The sequence below is a fragment of the Pseudomonas sp. HK3 genome (assembly GCF_052920985.1).
Genome location: NZ_JBREXD010000001.1, coordinates 2025001 through 2042666, shown reverse-complemented (window position 1 = coordinate 2042666; position 17666 = coordinate 2025001). Strand labels below are relative to the sequence as shown.

The 17666-nt window shown below is 44.2% G+C and carries 17 protein-coding genes, 1 pseudogene and 1 riboswitch (1 of these 19 running past the window's edge); of the genes and pseudogenes, 7 read left to right on the top strand and 11 right to left on the bottom strand.

What is annotated here, in order from left to right:
- Nucleotides 1-6: 6 nt before the first annotated feature.
- From ACU6U9_RS09560 to ACU6U9_RS09520, 9 genes are all read right to left on the bottom strand, one after another.
- Nucleotides 7-672 (bottom strand): urease accessory protein UreH domain-containing protein, encoded by a 666-nt coding sequence (locus tag ACU6U9_RS09560; protein ID WP_446734789.1) that lies wholly within the window; start codon nt 670-672, stop codon nt 7-9.
- Nucleotides 662-1678 (bottom strand): cobyrinate a,c-diamide synthase, encoded by a 1017-nt coding sequence (locus ACU6U9_RS09555; RefSeq protein ID WP_446734788.1) that lies wholly within the window; start codon nt 1676-1678, stop codon nt 662-664. Before ACU6U9_RS09555 ends, ACU6U9_RS09560 begins: the two co-directional genes overlap by 11 nt.
- Complete coding sequence (locus ACU6U9_RS09550) at nt 1596-2051, bottom strand: nucleotide-binding protein (RefSeq protein ID WP_446734787.1); 456 nt, start codon at nt 2049-2051, stop codon at nt 1596-1598. The genes ACU6U9_RS09555 and ACU6U9_RS09550 overlap by 83 nt, the downstream gene beginning before the upstream one ends.
- Before the next feature lie 8 nt (nt 2052-2059).
- Complete coding sequence (cobO, locus tag ACU6U9_RS09545) at nt 2060-2659, bottom strand: cob(I)yrinic acid a,c-diamide adenosyltransferase (protein ID WP_446734786.1); 600 nt, start codon at nt 2657-2659, stop codon at nt 2060-2062.
- Between the two features lie 21 nt (nt 2660-2680).
- Nucleotides 2681-4444 carry an ATP-binding protein gene (locus ACU6U9_RS09540; protein ID WP_446734785.1) on the bottom strand — a complete coding sequence of 588 codons (1764 nt, stop codon included), beginning with the start codon at nt 4442-4444 and terminating at the stop codon, nt 2681-2683.
- 11 nt (nt 4445-4455) lie between these two features.
- On the bottom strand, nt 4456-5136 hold the full coding sequence (locus ACU6U9_RS09535) for an energy-coupling factor ABC transporter permease (protein ID WP_446734784.1): 681 nt from the start codon (nt 5134-5136) through the stop codon (nt 4456-4458).
- 270 nt (nt 5137-5406) lie between these two features.
- A riboswitch (cobalamin riboswitch) is annotated at nt 5407-5624 on the bottom strand.
- Nucleotides 5625-5645: 21 nt separating this feature from the next.
- Nucleotides 5646-6890 carry a glutathione S-transferase N-terminal domain-containing protein gene (locus ACU6U9_RS09530; protein WP_446734783.1) on the bottom strand — a complete coding sequence of 415 codons (1245 nt, stop codon included), beginning with the start codon at nt 6888-6890 and terminating at the stop codon, nt 5646-5648.
- 124 nt (nt 6891-7014) lie between these two features.
- Nucleotides 7015-7776 (bottom strand): serine O-acetyltransferase, encoded by a 762-nt coding sequence (gene cysE / locus ACU6U9_RS09525; protein ID WP_446734782.1) that lies wholly within the window; start codon nt 7774-7776, stop codon nt 7015-7017.
- Nucleotides 7777-7867: 91 nt separating this feature from the next.
- Nucleotides 7868-8629, bottom strand: coding sequence for an RNA methyltransferase (locus tag ACU6U9_RS09520; protein WP_446734781.1), 762 nt, complete (start codon nt 8627-8629; stop codon nt 7868-7870).
- A 74-nt stretch (nt 8630-8703) separates the two neighbouring features.
- Between ACU6U9_RS09520 and ACU6U9_RS09515 the strand changes: the two genes are divergently transcribed.
- The 3 genes from ACU6U9_RS09515 to ACU6U9_RS09505 all read left to right on the top strand — a co-directional run bounded on the left by ACU6U9_RS09515 (nt 8704) and on the right by ACU6U9_RS09505 (nt 11157).
- Entirely contained in the window at nt 8704-9570 is an 867-nt protein-coding gene (locus tag ACU6U9_RS09515; protein WP_446734780.1) for an inositol monophosphatase family protein, read from the top strand.
- A 133-nt stretch (nt 9571-9703) separates the two neighbouring features.
- Entirely contained in the window at nt 9704-9838 is a 135-nt protein-coding gene (locus ACU6U9_RS09510) for a hypothetical protein (protein ID WP_446734779.1), read from the top strand.
- A 491-nt stretch (nt 9839-10329) separates the two neighbouring features.
- Nucleotides 10330-11157, top strand: a complete 828-nt coding sequence (locus ACU6U9_RS09505) for a DUF2971 domain-containing protein (protein WP_446734778.1) — start codon at nt 10330-10332, stop codon at nt 11155-11157.
- Nucleotides 11158-11267: 110 nt separating this feature from the next.
- Here the strand turns inward: ACU6U9_RS09505 and zapE are convergent.
- Nucleotides 11268-12381, bottom strand: a pseudogene (zapE, locus tag ACU6U9_RS09500) (cell division protein ZapE).
- Between the two features lie 108 nt (nt 12382-12489).
- A complete protein-coding gene (locus ACU6U9_RS09495) occupies nt 12490-13110 on the bottom strand; it encodes an alpha/beta hydrolase (protein ID WP_446734777.1) in 621 nt (206 codons plus the stop codon).
- A 138-nt stretch (nt 13111-13248) separates the two neighbouring features.
- On the opposite strand from ACU6U9_RS09495, the gene ACU6U9_RS09490 reads away from it, so the two are divergent.
- The 4 genes from ACU6U9_RS09490 to ACU6U9_RS09475 form a co-directional block, all read left to right on the top strand.
- Nucleotides 13249-13614, top strand: coding sequence for a YhcB family protein (locus ACU6U9_RS09490; RefSeq protein WP_446734776.1), 366 nt, complete (start codon nt 13249-13251; stop codon nt 13612-13614).
- A 156-nt stretch (nt 13615-13770) separates the two neighbouring features.
- Nucleotides 13771-14679: a sulfate adenylyltransferase subunit CysD gene (cysD, locus tag ACU6U9_RS09485; RefSeq protein ID WP_446734775.1), complete on the top strand. Its 909-nt coding sequence runs from the start codon at nt 13771-13773 to the stop codon at nt 14677-14679.
- Complete coding sequence (gene cysN / locus ACU6U9_RS09480; RefSeq protein WP_446734774.1) at nt 14679-16322, top strand: sulfate adenylyltransferase subunit CysN; 1644 nt, start codon at nt 14679-14681, stop codon at nt 16320-16322. Before cysD ends, cysN begins: the two co-directional genes overlap by 1 nt.
- Nucleotides 16323-16620: 298 nt before the next feature.
- A protein-coding gene (locus ACU6U9_RS09475; RefSeq protein WP_446734773.1) for an OmpP1/FadL family transporter crosses the window boundary here: on the top strand, nt 16621-17666 show its 5' portion. It continues 325 nt past the right edge of the window; the window shows 1046 of its 1371 coding nt (coding positions 1-1046); the start codon lies at nt 16621-16623; its stop codon lies off the right edge, out of view.

Genomic DNA, 17666 nt, shown 5'->3' with positions numbered 1-17666 from the left:
TCATCATTAAGCCGTCAGCCAATAACCGCCTAGTAAAATAGACGCAACCGCAATTAAGTAGCGACTGCCCTGAAACACGCGCACATCCAGTGCTTTTAATTTTTTCTGAATCGAGCCCAGCCCTAAACCAAAGCTTGCCATAGACAGCAATACGCCCAGTGAAAATAATGCTAAGTACAGCATGGCAGTGCTCAGCTGCGCCTGCCCGACCATAGGCACCACCGCTAATGCAGGCGCACTACCTGCAAGCCCATGTAACATGCCGACAAATGTTGGGGTGTGTTCATTTTTTTTTGTGTGCTCAACATCATCTAAACACCAATGAGTGTGTTTAACGTCACCATGCTGGTGAGTCACTAAGATTAATTTTTGCTTTCGACATTGATGCAAACACATCACACCGATCACAATTAATAAAACCCCTACGCTGCTTTCGGCAAACTGTATAAAGGCTTCTGGTAATTGCAGCCCTAAACCAAATAGCAATACACCGCATAACATTAATACTCCGCCATGCCCCAGCGCCCATTGCGTACTAAATAAAAGCGTTCGTTTTAACGAAGGTTTACGACTGCTCAGCGTTGATACGGCCATAACATGATCAGCATCAAACGCATGTAAAAGCCCTAAGGAAAAACCGGCCATTAATATGGTAGAAAAACTAGAGAGCATAGGACTGATCCTGCGATTGAAATGCATGTGTACCTAAACCCAAAAACACATCGGCGATCGCTTGCGGGTTAGATGGAAAAAACAGATGTAAGTAACTGGCGGTTAAATTGCGTTCACGATAAATACTTTCACCGGGCGCTGAATGTCGCTGACGCTTACCATATGAAATTGGCGCTAAGTCGGTACTGCAACGCGAACGATGATGCGCATGCCCTCGCACATCACCCTCTGGCAATACTGCTGTTTGCATTCCCTGACAACCGCGCTTGCCGCGCATGGCTCCGTGGCCTTCTAATAACGCAAGCATGTTGTGTGTATGCTCATTGAGGTCCGTTAAGGTTTCTAGGCAATATAAAAAACCGCCACATTCTGCAAGTATGGGTTTATCGGCCTCAAAAAAATCTTGAATACTTTTTAACAACGGTGCATTGCTTGCCAGTGTACTGGCGTGTAACTCTGGATAACCGCCAGGTAACCAAAGTGCATCCGCAGCGGGAACGTGTTGATCATGAAGCGGTGAAAAAAAGACACATTGCGCACCCAACTTGGTGAGCATTTTTATATTAGCCGTATAAATAAAACTAAATGCTTGGTCTTTAGCAATTGCGATGCGTTTACCAGCTAACCTAGGGGCAATATGTATTTGATCAGCGCCTTCATCAAATACAGGCATTGAAAAAGAGGTGGGTAATAACGTATGAAAAAAACCGGCACTTTCTAATGTACTAATGCCACCATCGGCTAATGCTTGGGCACCGACGTTAAACCGTTCTTCTAACTCTGCGCGTACTTCACTGGCTTGTACTAATCCTAAGTGTCGCTCTGGTAACGCAATGTTCTCATCACGTGCTAACGTGGCTAATAATTTAATATCGTGGGGCAAGGCTTCTTGAATGAGCTCTGCGTGTCGTTGAGACCCGCATTTATTGGCGATTAACCCAATGACGTTTATATCTGAGCGATAACTGGCAAGACCATGCACCACCGCCGCCGCGGTTTGTGCCATGCCTTTTTACATCCATCACTAATACGATAGGAATACCAAATAAAGCCGCTAAATCAGCACTGGATGGCGTGCCATCATATAAGCCCATCACTCCTTCGATTAAAATAAGATCACTATTGGATGCCGCTTCAAATAACATTTGGCGACAATATTGTTCACCAGCCATCCAAATATCCAATTGTTCAACCGCGCGGCCTGATGCTTGTTCTAATATTTGAGGGTCTAAATAATCGGGGCCGGTTTTAAACACACAAACACGCTTGCCTTGATTTTTATAGTAACGAGCCAACGCCGCCGTAACGGTCGTTTTACCTTGACCAGAAGCCGGTGCGGCTAAAAACAACGCAGGGCATGTCAGCGTTTGAGTCATCATGTTACTCATTAGTACTCAATCCCTTTTTGTGCTTTCACCCCTAACCTAAACGCATGACGTTCGTCTTGTATCACGCTAATCGTGTCTGCAACATCTTGCAGCGCCGTTGCCATAGTGCGGCCAGTAATGATGACATTTTGCATTTTTGGGCGTTGCGCTAAGGCATCAACGACAGGCTCGACGTCTAGGTAACCGTATTTAAACATGTAGCTCATTTCATCAAATACCAGCATGTCGTAACGCTCGTCTTGTAATAATGTTTTAGCCAATGCCCAAGCTTGTTTTGCAGCGGCAATGTCTTGCTCTTTATTTTGAGTTTCCCAAGTAAAGCCATGTCCCATCACATGCCAATCAATTAAAGGGTGATCTTTAAAAAATTTAGACTCGCCCGTTTCGGTACGCCCTTTTATAAACTGAATCACTGCACAACGTTTACCATGGCCAGCAGAGCGTGCCATGGTACCCATGGCTGAACTGCTTTTACCCTTGCCATTGCCTTTCAATAAAATTAATACGCCACGTTCTTCGGTGGATTTTGCAATCTTGGCATCCATAATAGCTTTACGTGATGCCATTTTTTGTTGATGTTTTTCATCCACCAGCGTCATAAAAAATACTCAGTTGTAATATTAAAAAGCCAAAGACAAATTAAAATAATCGGCGTTTAAGTGCATGGCGATTTGTTCACAACGGCCACGCTTTACAGGGCTTTTTTCGGTATCAACCACTAATGTGCTATCTAATAACTCAACACCTTGTACCGAATCCGTTGTACGCCCATCGGTTATTACATAGTTGTGCACACATAAACTGGGCTGTGATTTCTTCCATTTTTTAATCGTGCTTTGCATGCTGTCTAGTGCCTGCCTAAATGGAGTACCGCCACCTGCACTTAATGTGTTTAATATTGTTTCGATATTTTTTGGCGCTTGTATTTTTGGCACCAATTGCGAAATTTGATCATTACCAAAACCAATAATGGCAAGTTGCTCTCGCTTTAAATACGCTTGCTTAGCGACTTCTAAAATAAACCCTTTCGCTTGTGCAAATTGATTGGCATGTAAAATAGAGGCCGACGTATCAATCAGAATGACGTGCACACGATTCAAGCCTTCGGATTTTTTTTGAAAATGTAATTGCTTAGGTGGCCAAGTTAATGGGCTGGCCATCACGGTATGAAACCAGCTCACCTTATGTGACGTACCAGCACTGCGCTTAAGCCCTGTCGCGGTTTCACCTTTGAGTTTGCTAAATAAATATTTGAATGGACTGTTTTTTTTAAATGAAATATTGTTTGGTCGTGTTAGTGCCGCTATGTTTTTTTTATTCACCGGACGCTCTGTTTGCTGAAACTGTGGCGACATACTGCCCCATGAACCAGACGATGATTCTGCGTGTTCAGTAGCAGGCTCAGGAGTATCAGGTGAATTTGGCTGTGTATAATCAGGCGCTCGAAAATGAGGCGGCTGATTATCAGGCCCGCTTGGTGGTGGCTGCGGCGGTTTAGTTTGCTGGTTGGTGTTTTGTTGGCGACGGTGGTTGAGCACTAAGGCTTCTACCGCGTTAATATCGTCGAGGTTGATTGCTGCTCGTTGAGACCATGCACAATGGGCAAGCGCCGCGCGATACATCACAATGTCGGCACGCAAACCATCAACGCCTGCCTCGTGGCAACGCTTGGCAATCTCGGTACGCACACTGGCAGAACACGTAATACTGGGCAAACGCAATTGTGCGCTTTCAATGTTTTGTTTAAGCGTCTCCTGTTCCGTTAACCATTGCGACACAAATGCGAGCGGCTCTGTATCAAATCCCTCTCGGCGCTCAACCACTTCAACCCGTTGCTCAATACTCATCTCATTATGCAGTTCAACCGCTAAACCAAACCTGTCTTGTAATTGAGGTCGTAGCTCGCCCTCATCAGGGTTCATGGTGCCTAATAATAAAAATTGGGCAGCATGCTCATGGCTCAAACCATCTCGCTCAACACGATTAATACCGCTGGCCGACACATCCAGTAATACGTCCACTAAACCATCGTTAAGCAGATTCACTTCGTCTATGTATAAAATCCCACCATGGGCAGAGGCTAATAACCCAGGTTTAAACATGACTTGTTTATCGTGCAGCACTCGCTGTAAATCAAACGAGCCTAAAACACGATCGTCACTTGCCCCTAAAGGTAAGTTAACAAACACCGGCGACACACCTTGCGACGGTAAGATATCAACCAAGGCACGGGCCAAAGTCGTCTTTGCACTGCCACGAGGGCCACTGACCAACACCCCACCAATGGCTGGATTAATAGCGGCCAAGATCAGTGCTTGTTTAAATTCACGTTGGCCCGTTACAGCACAAAACGGAAACGACATGTTTATATTAGAATTAGACACAACAGATACACCTAGACCGTCGCGCGATACAAACGGCGTTCAAAGATAGGCATGTGTTGCAAACCGTGTAAGGTTTTTGCCAGTGCTAATAAACCAAGATCAATTAAGGGCTCAATTAATATAACTAAGCTGTACGCTGCGCAAAAAGACGCCACATTCATTAGGTTTTCGGCTCCAATGCCTTGACCATATACCGCCCAGAATGCAACCCAGCTGACAATGCCCCCTTGATACATCACTGATAATTTAAAGGTTTGCGCGTAAGTAAGATCTTTATAGGCAAGATTGGCGGGAATAATTGTTTTCGCCACCCACGCCATAGCAAATAAGGGGGCCAATAAGGTGGTGAGATTCATGCCGTATTGAGGCAAATCAAATGGCGCCAAGAACAGACCTTGCACCAATAACCCAGCCGCTAAACCCAGTGCAGCCGGTGCTACACCAAATAATAAAAATAACGTTGAGCCTAAAATGAAATGCACTTCGGAAACCCCCACGCTGTGGCGGGGCAGAACTTCAAAAAATGCCAATACCAATAACGTGGTTAGCAGGCTTTTGATGACAAATGATGCTGCGCCTTGGTGTTGAATCTGGTCCCATGATTGTTTTGCGGCATAAGCAAAAACAGTCAAGGCAGTGCCATAGCTGAGTAATAGTTTGGCGCCCGTTACGACGTGTGGCTCAATATGCATGACTGATTCCTTTAGGCTAACAATAGCCAGACACTTGTTGATGGTTTCACAACAAATCGGAATCAAAAATAAAGTCAGCCCATAATTATCATGGGCCCTTTTGCTTGGTGCACCAACGTGCACTGGGGAATCCCCAAACGCGATGCGCGACGAACAAAAGATCGGAGTCGACTTAAGCCACAACCCTTTCACCTAGGTGAAACGACGACTTAAGCTGGTGTGTATTCGGTACCTGACCTGCCGAACGACTTCTATATTCCTTCCGAATATCATTGAAGTTGGTATCAAGCAGGTCTCCTGGCTTGTGTCATTATTCAGCGTGAATACCCTTCCCGGAATGTCAGTTCCAGTGGATAACAGCTTAGCCTAAAGGCAATTTTGATCTATTAAGATCAGACACTTACAGTTGCGGAGGCAGCGACGGACTTAAACCGTTCTTCCCTTTTAACCCGACACAAAGGCCGGGCACTCGACGCACGAAGGGTATGCAAATAAGAGCATTGTGTCAATCAGGCGCCGTTAACTGTGCTTTCGCTAGCATTCACTTGCATGTTAATGCCTAAGAATTGCTCGCTTAAATCGGCCTTGTCTGTTGAATCAAGCTGCTGCCAGCTGTGTTTGATTTGTCGCCATGTTTTCACTTGAAAGCTTTTGGCGACACTGGCAAACGGCTGGCCATCAAGCGCCCCCTGATAAAGGGATTTGTTTCGCCAAAAAGCGGCTTCATTAAATTGTGTTTCGCCCGCGTCTTTGTGCTGCATATAAGCGGCTTCATTTTGTTGCATCAAGGGGTAAAATATTCGAACGATTTCTTGCAATAATGGGTTTAAATCTTCATCAATAATTAATGCACTTTCAGGTTTATTTTCTGAAAAGTCACCTTGATGAATTTTATTCAACCAAGCAAAAACATGTGGGGCTGTTGCTTTAATCCATCTTGCTACGCTGGGGTCAGTTAAGTTCATACCAAGCTGACCATACAGGCTCGCATCGGCTAGGGTAAATTGATGACCAAACAAATAAGGACGACGCTTAAAGATAGGTTCTAACGCATTTAATATATTTAAATAACTTTGTTCAATAAGGTCATGAGTTGCCGGAAAGTGATCATGACTTGGGGGCTGTTTCTTTTTATTTAAACCACCTATAGAAAAACCTGTTGGTGCAACGCTGAATAAATACGGTAAACGTCTAATTTGACGACGGCTAAAAAAATCATCGATCACAGAGCAAAACGGTGCAAACATCGCAGGCATTTCATTGGCCAACCGCCGTCCTGCGGTATTATCGATTGCCGATGTTTTCCAACGACTATGGTGTACCATGTATAGGCCAAACTCATCAAAGTATTCATCGATCAATTGAATTAAAAAGTGTACTTTTTTTTCACTGCCGACTTTAACCACACTGGTTGTATTCGTATTCTGATCTAGCCACGTTGCAATCGCTGATGAGTCATAAAGATTCTCTCCATTAGAGCCGAACAAAAAAGGCACCAAAGGAAACTCGTCATATTCTGTAAATTCAGGGTACGTCAATTTAAGCATGCCAACCTTAAGCAATTTAATGCGCAGTTGAACCCTCAGGTTTTCTAACGTGTGACCCTGGCTTGGAAAATCCCGAAATGGAATTTTTTTAGCGTTGAGCATCGCCGCAACTTTCAAATGAAATGGCGATAATTCTGACCCAGATAAAATCCAAGCGGTTTGAATATTTGATTGTCTAACGGAGGATTGTTCGTACGAGTGAGACATGACAGAGGCTTTCTAATTGTTATTATCTTGTCAGTCTATTACACATTTTATTATTGAGGCTAGTTTAAAAGCACACTCAAAAAAATAAACGATACCGTGCAATACGGTATCGTTCTTTTATGTATTATTTAGTGTCACTGATTTCATCCAGCTCAGTTTTCAGTTTTGGCAACTGACCCGTGCATTCTTTATGGCCAAGCTCGCCAAGTGCCGTACTCATGCGTTCAATTTTCTCATCCACTGCCTGCATATGATCAAGCAAGTTATGGATTGAACGCGCAATCGGGTCTGGCATTTCGTCTGTCATACCATAAGCATCAAAACCAATTTTGGTGGCCATCGCCTGACGACGACGATCAACTTCGGTATCGGCTTTTTTCACAATGACTCGTCCAGGAATACCCACCGCCGTTGCACCTGCTGGCACATCTTTGGTGACAACCGCATTGGAACCAACACGGCCATTTTCGCCAATCTCAACAGGCCCCAGTACTTTTGCACCCGCACCCACCACCACACCATCACGTAATGTTGGGTGACGCTTACCTTTATTCCACGATGTGCCACCTAATGTGACACCGTGATACAAGGTCACGTTGTCGCCTATTTCAGCGGTCTCTCCAATAACCACGCCCATGCCATGATCAATAAAGAAACGACGACCGATGGTGGCACCAGGGTGAATTTCGATGCCAGTGAACCAGCGACTAAAAAAGCTAATCATGCGTGCTAAGTACTGCAAACCATGCTTCCAACACCAATTCGCTAAACGGTAATGCATCAGAGCATGCAAGCCCGGATACGTCGTTAGCACTTCGAATGTGTTGCGTGCCGCTGGGTCTCGATCAAAGACGCATGCGATATCTTCTCGGATGTGTTTAAACACAAAAACTCCTAGTGTTGGCGAGAACGGTTTACTGTACTTTTACTTCTTTTCGATACTTAAAGTAAGGCCTAAGACCTCACCTCAAATTCACTTATTTGTCGTGAGAGCGCCCAATCATCTTTAAAATCCCACGCAAGATATTAATCTCCACCTTGTCCGGCATGGCGCGTTGAAACAATCGACGCAATCTTGGCATTAACTGCTTGGGGTTAGTGGGGTCTAAAAACTCAATATCAACCAAGGTTTGTTCTAAATGTGCAATAAAGCCATTGATTTCACCCTGATTAGCCAATTCATTGTCCCAAGTAACCCCCCAGTCGCCCTCATACTGTGCATCTAACTCACCTTGATGCGCTAAAATACCCATGCGCATTTCATAACCCAGCACCTGCACCGCGCTGGCCACATTTAGGCTAGCGTAGGCTTCGTTGGTGGGAATGTGCACATGTATCTGGCACATGGCCAGCTCATCATTAGTTAATCCTGTGCGCTCACGACCGAACACCAGCGCCACTTTTTGCCCTGATGGCAGAACCTCTAGTGCTTTAGCCGTGGCTTTACGTGGGTGCATTAAAGGCCAAGGTAAGTGACGCGAGCGCGCGCTGGCCCCCATCACAACGGCCACATCCTCAATCGCCTCTTCAAAGGTTTTCACCACACGGGCACCCTGCAGTACATCTTGTGCACCGCTGGCCATGGCAACCGAGACATCCGTAGGCGTAGCAGGGTCAAAATCTATAGGATCCACCAGCACTAAGTCGGTCAATCCCATGGTTTTCATGGCTCTTGCCGCTGAGCCTATGTTGCCTGAATGACTGGTGTTGATGAGCACAATACGAACATGTTCGAGCATTAACCACTTCCAACTGTTTAAACGGGCGCTAAATCCAGCAAATATAGGGATTTTTTCGCTTATATGAAAAAAATATGGCTAGTGTACCCAGTTTTGCTACGAGTCTCGAAAAGTTTTTGCTAGAATGCGCGGTTCCCTACTTAATGAGTGTTTTAGATCCAATGCAACCCATGGTAAATCTTGCCCTGCGTGTTTTAAGGGAAGCCGGAGAAGAACTGGTCCACGCACTTGAACGCTTTGATTTTGAGCGATCGTCAGACCAAGAAATTAGCAAATTTATTGCCGATTGTGCCATTGGTACTGAAAAGCAAATCATCTTTAAATTGCGTAAACATTTCTCAGAGGATAGCTTCCAAGGCCGCGAAACGGGTCGTCAAGAGCGTGATAAACCAAATGGCACCGTTTGGCTTATCAATCCACTAGAAGGTCATGAGAACTTCCGTTCTGGCCTACCTCTATTCAGCCTAGTTCTTGCTTGCCAAGTCAATGGCAAAACCGAGCACGCTATCATTGTTAACCCAATGAGCGGCCAAGAGTTCACCGCCACCCGTGGCCGTGGCGCTGAAATGAGTGGTCGTCGTATTCGTACCAATGACAAAACTAAGATCAGCCAATCCATTATTGGGGTTAAATTCCCAGGCATTGCTGACAACGACCGCAACCAACGTATTCGTGTGCGCATTAGCAATCTTGCTAGCCAAACTCGCATGATTCGTGCTTTGGGTGATGACGCCCTAAGCCTTGCCCACCTAGCGGCAGGTCATTTAGACGCCATCTGGTTGAGCGATGTGGATAGCACCGTGATTCAAGCAGGTGCTTTGATTGCAAAAGAAGCCGGTTGTTTGATTACTGACTTGAGCGGCGGCTCGCTATATGAAGAAGGCGACTTAATTGCGTCTAACCCTAAATTGCTCAAGAACGTTATCAAAAGTTCTATGTAAAACAGGCACTTATAGCTGAATTATAAAAAAAGCCATGCATTGCATGGCTTTTTTTATGGCGAATATCAAATAACTTCTTTGAGAGTCTGGCTTTTACTGACTATACTGAAGCAAGTAATAGAGGAGTTTGATAATGACGTCATGGCTTAACGCCTTCAAGGCGATGCTTCAACAACTGGTTGAACCGCAGCAAAAACTTCAGCCTATTAAAATTGAAGTGCAACACCAACAGCAGCGAGTCCAAACTCAACGTCGTCGCAGACGTTAATCGTCGACCATCAAAAAAGGCTCATATGAGCCTTTTTTATTGCCTGCTGTTTCGATTCAATATTATCAGTAGGATGGCGTTAGATTTGAACGCAGTGAAAATCGTAACCCATCAGGGCCTTTAGCATAATCTTATTTGATGGGTTACGCTTCGCTAACCCATCCTACTTTGCTTTTCGGAGTCCGCCCTCAGCTTCGCGCCTAACTATCAATAGCAATCAACTCATATATTCAATTGGATTTTGGTTATGCCGCGGATAAATGGCGCATTTTGTTATCGTAACTTGCTTGATTTCCAATTAATTCTGAATGAATATTTTACAATGAAACTGCTTCATACATAGACAGGCTGATTTTTGATTGCACTAAAAAAAGATGATTGAAATCGTAAAAGCGTACAGAATCATTATATAAACAAAAACATTCAAGGGATGTCGTAATGCTAGATATACCGTTCATGCTCACGATCAAAATCTATACAGATAGACAATTATGACTAAGGTCGGCCACTACACATCACAGGCAGGTATTTTGGGTATCATTAGTACCCAGCTCATTCGTGCATCAAATATTAAGTTCTTAAATGATGAACAAGAGTTCCTACATGCTTTGGATTTGATTAAAGAAATCATCCTTACTTCAAAAATAACAAATGACAGCCCTGAGTTCTCTGTACACAGCAAGTACATAGAAGCTATTAAAAAGAAGCTTGAATCTCTTGATCAATATACAACGGAATCAATTTACACATTTTCCGTATCAAAAGAAATTGATTTACTAAGTCAATGGCGAGGATACTGCCCTCAGAACAATGGCTATTGCTTAGTAATGAATATAGATAAAGTTTTTATCAGTATTAAAAATCAACATGCAAACAGTCATCTTGTTGAGTGCGTTTATGATCAAGAAGAGAAAAATAAATCACTCAAAATACTTCTAAATGAATACTGGGAAAAATATAAAAATAAAGAAAGTAATAAAGAAAAAAACAATGTTATAAACGAGCTTTCTGAACACCTTGCACTATTTGCATCTCATTTCAAACACCCATCTTTCTCTGAAGAAAAAGAATGGAGAATTGTTGTAATTTTAGATAATGCAGCTGATGAAAGTATCAAGTTTAGAGAAGGTATTTCATCCTTAATACCATTTATAGAGTTAAAGATTAAACGAAACGATATATCATCAGTAAAAATAGGCCCAACATCCAGTAAGAACTTAACAAGTAGAGCTCTCAGCCTATTCATGGAAAATGCCTACGGCACCCCATTTACAATGCCAGATATTGAATTCTCAGAAACACCTTATAGGCCATGGTAACTAATCATAACAGCCATGTAGGTCGGGCACTGCCCGACATAATAGCTAAATTGTGGGCAATGCCCACCCTACGTTTAACATCAACGTGTCATTAAATGTAATAGCCCGAATCAGGCTTTGTGTTCGCGAGCTAGGTACTCATGACTCTGCATTTCAAGCATTCGCGACGTGGTGCGCTGAAACGGAAAGTCTAATTTACCATCACTGTAAATATCCGGTATAGCCGCATCCGCTGACATAATCACCTTCACGCCGCGATCGTAAAACTCATCAATCAAATTAATATAACGACGACCAAGGTCATCGTTTGCGATACCCATTTGCGGAACATTAGAAATTATTACAGCGTGGAAAAGCTTACCTAATTCGATGTAATCATTTTGCGAACGCGGGCCGTCACACAAGGCGCCAAATTCAAACCAAGCAATATCATCACATATCGCTTTTGCGGGAATCAAACGCCCTAATACTTCCACATTAACATTGCGTTCAATATGTGCCACATCAGGAATCAAGCTATCAAAACTTCTTCTGTAAACTAGCTTCGGCGGTTTCATCCAATGGGTAATGATATAACTCAGCTTGCTCCAATGTGCGTAAGCGATAATCCACGCCACTGTCCACATTAATGACATCCGTAAATTCATTGAGCAATTTTATGGCAGGAATAAAACGATCACGCTGCAAGCCGTTTTCGTACAAGCCATCAGGAATAATATTCGACGTACTCACCAAGGTAACACCACGGGCAAATAACTCTTGCATGAGGCCGCCAAGAATCATGGCATCGCCTATGTCCACCACAAAAAACTCATCGAAACAAATTACCACGGCTTCTTCCGCGATTTGATCCGCAATAATAGTTAAAGGATTTTTCTCACCCACCAGCTTAGTGAGATCGTGATGCACTCGCTGCATAAAACGGTGAAAGTGCGTGCGCATTTTACGTTTAAAAGGCAACGCATCGTAAAATGTATCCACAAGATACGTTTTACCACGGCCAACACCACCCCAAAAGTAGATGCCTTGTACAGGGCGCTTAGGCTTATTTTTATTGAAGCCAGCCACTAATTTATTAAACGCAGAACGGTTTTGACTCGCTTGCCACTGGGCCACTAAATCGTCATACAAACGCTGCAAGTTTTTTACGGCCATTTCCTGCGCAGGGTCATAAGAGAAGTCATCTCGTTCGAGATCTTTGCGGTACAGTTCTAATGGAGTCATGGCCGTTACTTTATATCCGTGTAATTGGAGTATAGAAGAATTCTAAATTTGGGGCGCAAATGTACCGATTACGCCACCTAAAGGCAACTTAGTGCCGAATTTAAGCCATTAAAATAACGCCTTCACATGCGTTTTAAGCGCTGTTAAACGCCCATGAAAAAAGTGTCCGGCACCTTCTAGGCTTATTAGCTCAACGGGCGGGTAAAGTTGATCAGCCCAATCTTGCACCTCATCAAACGGGACAACTTCATCGGCATCCCCCATAATTACACTGGTATCGATACCAAATGGCGTCACATGCTCAAAAGGCGAGTTCAATACAGACGGCGCAATCAACAGCACATGCTGCACGCTTACACACCCCAAGTCTTGCGTATTCGCGGCGGCTTGAGCCGCAATATAAGCACCAAAACTAAAACCAGCAAAATATAGTGACCCTACCTCACGCTGCTTTAATAGCCATTTCACAACAGCCATTGCATCTTCTACTTCGCCTTGGTTATCCCCATAGGCACCATCGCTCGCCCCAACACCCCGGTAATTAAAGCGAATTGTATTGTGGCCCATCTCTTCATAAGCCTTTGCCGTCATGGTCACCACTTTGTTATTCATGGTGCCGCCATGTAAAGGGTGAGGATGACAAACAACCACATATGAATCCGCATCGTTGGGCTCATGCAGGACTGCTTCTATGGAGCCTTCAGGGCCTTGTATCATCTGATTTGCCATTACTTACCCCGACTAAAATAAAGCACTAGCTTACTGCAATGAAATAAACTTTTCTGCTGTTTACTCACTAGGATTCGTCACCATAACTGGATAGACTGAAACCCTCGTTAACATCAAATTAGACCCAAAGGATTGCACATGAGCGCTCAACTAATCTCCAGCATCTTCATCTTTGCCGTAGGTCTAGGCATTGGTATTCTCGTTCAGCGTTATGTATTGAGCCGTGGTACACACGTGGCCTTGCTAGAACGCGAGTTAGATAAACTAAAAGGGGAGCAGCTTTCCATGCAAGATGCTCTTCAGCAGCATTATGCGCAGACCTCTGACTTGACCCAAAATTTGACGAAAAGCTATCAAGATCTTTACGAACATATCGCTAAAGGCGCATCACAATTTACAGAAAAACCATTGGCTGACCTTAAAGATGCCTTAGAGCAAGCCGACAGCGCCAACAAAGTTGAAGCACCAAAAGATTACGCCGAAAAAGCCGCCCTATCCGACTAATAACGGGGCTCTCACACGCATACCAAAGCCTCTAAATGGCTATATCATTATTATGCTTTGGTATAAGCCAATCTCTTCTTATACCCCCTTTACGCTGGTATAGTAGCGCCAACATTTAATACCTGTAGATTTATCTTGATCACAGAGAGCCTATATATGTCGGACTACAATTTAACCCATTTAAAACAGCTTGAAGCTGAAAGCATACACATCATTCGTGAGGTGGCTGCAGAGTTTGATAACCCTGTAATGATGTATTCAGTCGGTAAAGACAGTGCGGTTATGCTGCACCTTGCCCGTAAAGCATTCGCCCCTGGCGTGCCTCCGTTTCCTCTTTTACATGTGGACACCACATGGAAATTTAAAGAGATGATTGAATTCCGTGACAACATGGCGAAAACATCCGGCATGGAATTACTGGTTCACATCAACCAGGAAGGCGTGGATCAAGGTGTTGGACCATTTACTCATGGCTCTAGTAAACATACCGACATCATGAAAACCCAAGGTCTAAAACAAGCCTTAAACAAATACAAATTTGATGCCGCCTTTGGTGGTGCTCGTCGTGATGAAGAGAAGTCCCGAGCAAAAGAGCGCGTGTTTTCTTTCCGCGATAAAAACCACAGATGGGACCCTAAAAGCCAGCGCCCAGAACTTTGGAATATCTACAACGGCAAAGTGAATCCAGGTGAAAGCATTCGTGTTTTCCCAATTTCAAACTGGACCGAGCTGGATATCTGGCAATATATTTACTTAGAAAACATTGCAATCCCTGAACTTTACCTATCTAAAAAGCGCCCAGTTGTTGAGCGTGATGGCACACTTATTATGGTCGATGATGATCGTATGCCACTTAAAGAAGGTGAAGTACCAGAAGAAAAAATGGTTCGCTTCCGCACACTTGGCTGTTACCCGTTAACGGGTGCCGTTGAATCTGAAGCCACAAGCTTGCCAGATATTATTCAAGAAATGTTATTGACCACCACCAGTGAACGTCAAGGTCGCGCGATTGACCACGATTCATCAGGCTCTATGGAAAAGAAAAAGCAAGAGGGTTACTTCTAATGTCGCATCAATCAGATTTAATTTCAGAAGATATTCTTGCCTACTTAAAGCAACATGAAAACAAAGAGCTTATGCGTTTTCTGACTTGCGGAAACGTAGATGATGGTAAAAGCACGCTAATTGGTCGTTTGTTGTTTGATTCAAAAATGATTTTTGAAGATCAATTGGCCGCCATCGAAAACGACAGTGTTAAGCACGGCACCACCGGCAATAAAATTGATTTAGCACTGCTGGTAGACGGCCTAGCGGCTGAACGTGAGCAAGGCATTACAATCGATGTAGCTTACCGTTATTTCTCAACTGAAAAACGTAAGTTCATCATTGCCGATACACCAGGGCATGAACAATACACTCGAAACATGGCCACGGGCGCTTCGACCTGTGACCTTGCGATCATTCTTGTGGATGCCCGCTACGGTGTGCAAACACAAACAAAACGTCATAGCTTTATTGCCTCTTTATTGGGTATTAAACATATCGTTGTTGCCATCAATAAAATGGATCTGATGGATTTCAGTGAAGACAAATTCAATGAAATCAGAGATGACTACTTAGCCTTTGGTGAACAGCTTGGCCTTAGCAACGTACACTTTGTACCGCTTTCTGCCCTAGACGGTGATAACGTTGTTAACCGCTCGACTCGCAGCCCTTGGTATAAGGGTGGTACGCTTATGGAGATCCTAGAGGGCGTTGAGATTAACGCAGACCGAAACCTAGAGAACTTCCGTTTCCCTGTGCAATATGTAAACCGTCCGAACTTAGACTTCCGCGGATTCTGTGGCACGGTTGCTTCTGGTATCGTTCGCCCTGGTGATGAAATTACAGCATTGCCATCAGGCAAAACCTCTAAAGTAAAATCCATCGTTAATTATGACGGTAACATGCAAGAAGCCTTCATTGACCAAGCGGTAACCATCACGCTTGAAGATGAAATCGACATCAGCCGTGGCGATATGATCGTTAAAACCGCCGATAAGCCGCAAGCCAGCAAACAGCTTAATGCCGATATCGTATGGATGAGTGAAGACGCCATGAAAATCGGTAAGCAATACGATTTAAAATTTGCCTCTACACCCAACACTGGTACGTTCTCTAAAGTTCATCACCGTGTGGATGTAAACACCCTAGAGAAGCATGACAGCAAAGAACTTAAGCTCAATGAAATTGGCCTTTGTGAAGTCACACTTAACAAAGCCGTTGCATTTGACCCTTACAAGAAAAACCGAGCAACCGGTGCTTTCATTGTTATTGATCGCTTAACCAATGTGACCGTTGGTGCTGGCATGATCGTAGGCAGCGCAGACAGCAACACCGACCAAGCATTAGTGGCCGTAACCAGCCAAGAAAAAGCAGACCGTTTTGATCAGAAGCCAGCTTCGATTATCTTAACGGGTACCAATAAGCACGTCTTAGCCGGCGCGCTAGATCGTAAGCTATTTGCACTGGGTAAAGCAGCTGCTCTGGTTAGCCGCGACGATCTTGGTGAAAACAACCCTGATGACACCGCTCGTATTATGAAACAAGCTGGCCTAATTGCATTATGCACATTTGAAACCAGCAGCTCGGCAGACCTTGTAATTGATGCAGATAAAACAAGCATTGATGGGGCTATCGCCGAAATACAAGATAAAGGCATCATTTAACGCCTTTATCGCTTAAATAAAAAAGCCTGCTTCTGCAGGCTTTTTTATGAATGGCACCCTACTCTTAATTACTTGTCACTATTGGTCGTTCTGTGTCCTAATTCACCCCTTTTTCATTAGATTAAGTGTCGGTATTCTTGGCCTCAGAATAAAAATAGTGATCCCAGACAACGCTCACATAAAACCACCATGCCATTAATATTAGGTCCCACAAAAGACCAATAGGGTAAACCCTAAAATGCAACCTAGGTAATGAGCTCTACCCAACTAGGCAAACAATAATAAAAGGAGCCTATAAATGAAGCATTCAATCATAACGATAAGCACGTTAACTGCAGCGACTCTAGCAGCAAGTCATTCAATGGCCGGTGGTTTTGATAACTCAAGTCGTGGCTTTGATATTATCTATGGTGACAACAGTGTCATCACGACAAGCTACGGCCAAACATCCGTACCAATGAAAGCCCGCATCGACAAAGTGAAACGATCTGAAACCAGTGGTGTTGATAGCAGCCCTAAAATTGTAGGCTCAGGTGAGATCATCGACGACTTCATCCGCCCACAAGTTGGCTTTCGTTACCAGGTAGCAAAAAACGTCACATGTGCCGCACAGTTTGAGCAGCCTTTTGCAGCCAAGGTTTCTTACACAGATGACAGCCTCGCCTACTTATCCACCAATGCCAGTGGCCAACCTATCGACAAAGATGGCAATCCCACGGGTGATCCAAGCAGCATGCTGATCCAAACCGCGCCGATTGATACCAAATATGAAAGTGAGTCATTTACTGTCGCATGCAGCTACTCAATGCCCACAAGCAACGGGATAATTAAAGTATTTGCAGGCCCAAAAATACAAAAAGTAAGTGGTGCCTTCAACGAAGATTTAACACCTTCTACCACAGCCACCGGCAAAGATGACAACTTAACCGTTGAATTAGATGGCGGCTCCGAATTTGGTTACATCGCAGGCTTTGCCTATGAGATTCCTGAAATCGCATTACGTGCTTCAATTTTGTATCACAGCCAAATTGATTATGACGCCACTGGCACGGTAAGCGCCAGCGTACCCGGCCTGCTATCTTTTACAACATCGGGTAAAGCCAAAACCTTCACGCCTAGGTCCATAGAGCTAGGCTTACAGTCAGGCATCGCTCAAGACACCCTTGGGTTCGTTAAACTTCGCTGGAGTGAATACGGCAAGCTAGAAACCCTAACCGTTGATGGTGATGACGCCACCATCGTCGCGGGTACTGGCAGCACGCTTAAAACGCTTAACGACTTAAACGGCGGACTACTAACCGACCTCATCGACCCTGAAGTAAGCATGTTCTCTAATGACACATT

What these genes read in the sequence shown, in the direction of transcription:
- ACU6U9_RS09515 (WP_446734780.1), top strand. Translation starts at nt 8,704, where the DNA reads ATGGCTAGTGTACCCAGTTTTGCTACGAGTCTCGAAAAGTTTTTGCTA.
- ACU6U9_RS09510 (WP_446734779.1), top strand. Translation starts at nt 9,704, where the DNA reads ATGACGTCATGGCTTAACGCCTTCAAGGCGATGCTTCAACAACTGGTT.
- ACU6U9_RS09495 (WP_446734777.1), bottom strand. Translation starts at nt 13,110, where the DNA reads ATGGCAAATCAGATGATACAAGGCCCTGAAGGCTCCATAGAAGCAGTC.
- ACU6U9_RS09550 (WP_446734787.1), bottom strand. Translation starts at nt 2,051, where the DNA reads ATGATGACTCAAACGCTGACATGCCCTGCGTTGTTTTTAGCCGCACCG.
- cysD (WP_446734775.1), top strand. Translation starts at nt 13,771, where the DNA reads ATGTCGGACTACAATTTAACCCATTTAAAACAGCTTGAAGCTGAAAGC.
- ACU6U9_RS09490 (WP_446734776.1), top strand. Translation starts at nt 13,249, where the DNA reads ATGAGCGCTCAACTAATCTCCAGCATCTTCATCTTTGCCGTAGGTCTA.
- ACU6U9_RS09530 (WP_446734783.1), bottom strand. Translation starts at nt 6,890, where the DNA reads ATGTCTCACTCGTACGAACAATCCTCCGTTAGACAATCAAATATTCAA.
- ACU6U9_RS09535 (WP_446734784.1), bottom strand. Translation starts at nt 5,136, where the DNA reads ATGCATATTGAGCCACACGTCGTAACGGGCGCCAAACTATTACTCAGC.
- cysN (WP_446734774.1), top strand. Translation starts at nt 14,679, where the DNA reads ATGTCGCATCAATCAGATTTAATTTCAGAAGATATTCTTGCCTACTTA.
- ACU6U9_RS09505 (WP_446734778.1), top strand. Translation starts at nt 10,330, where the DNA reads ATGACTAAGGTCGGCCACTACACATCACAGGCAGGTATTTTGGGTATC.
- ACU6U9_RS09555 (WP_446734788.1), bottom strand. Translation starts at nt 1,678, where the DNA reads ATGGCACAAACCGCGGCGGCGGTGGTGCATGGTCTTGCCAGTTATCGC.
- ACU6U9_RS09560 (WP_446734789.1), bottom strand. Translation starts at nt 672, where the DNA reads ATGCTCTCTAGTTTTTCTACCATATTAATGGCCGGTTTTTCCTTAGGG.
- ACU6U9_RS09520 (WP_446734781.1), bottom strand. Translation starts at nt 8,629, where the DNA reads ATGCTCGAACATGTTCGTATTGTGCTCATCAACACCAGTCATTCAGGC.
- cobO (WP_446734786.1), bottom strand. Translation starts at nt 2,659, where the DNA reads ATGACGCTGGTGGATGAAAAACATCAACAAAAAATGGCATCACGTAAA.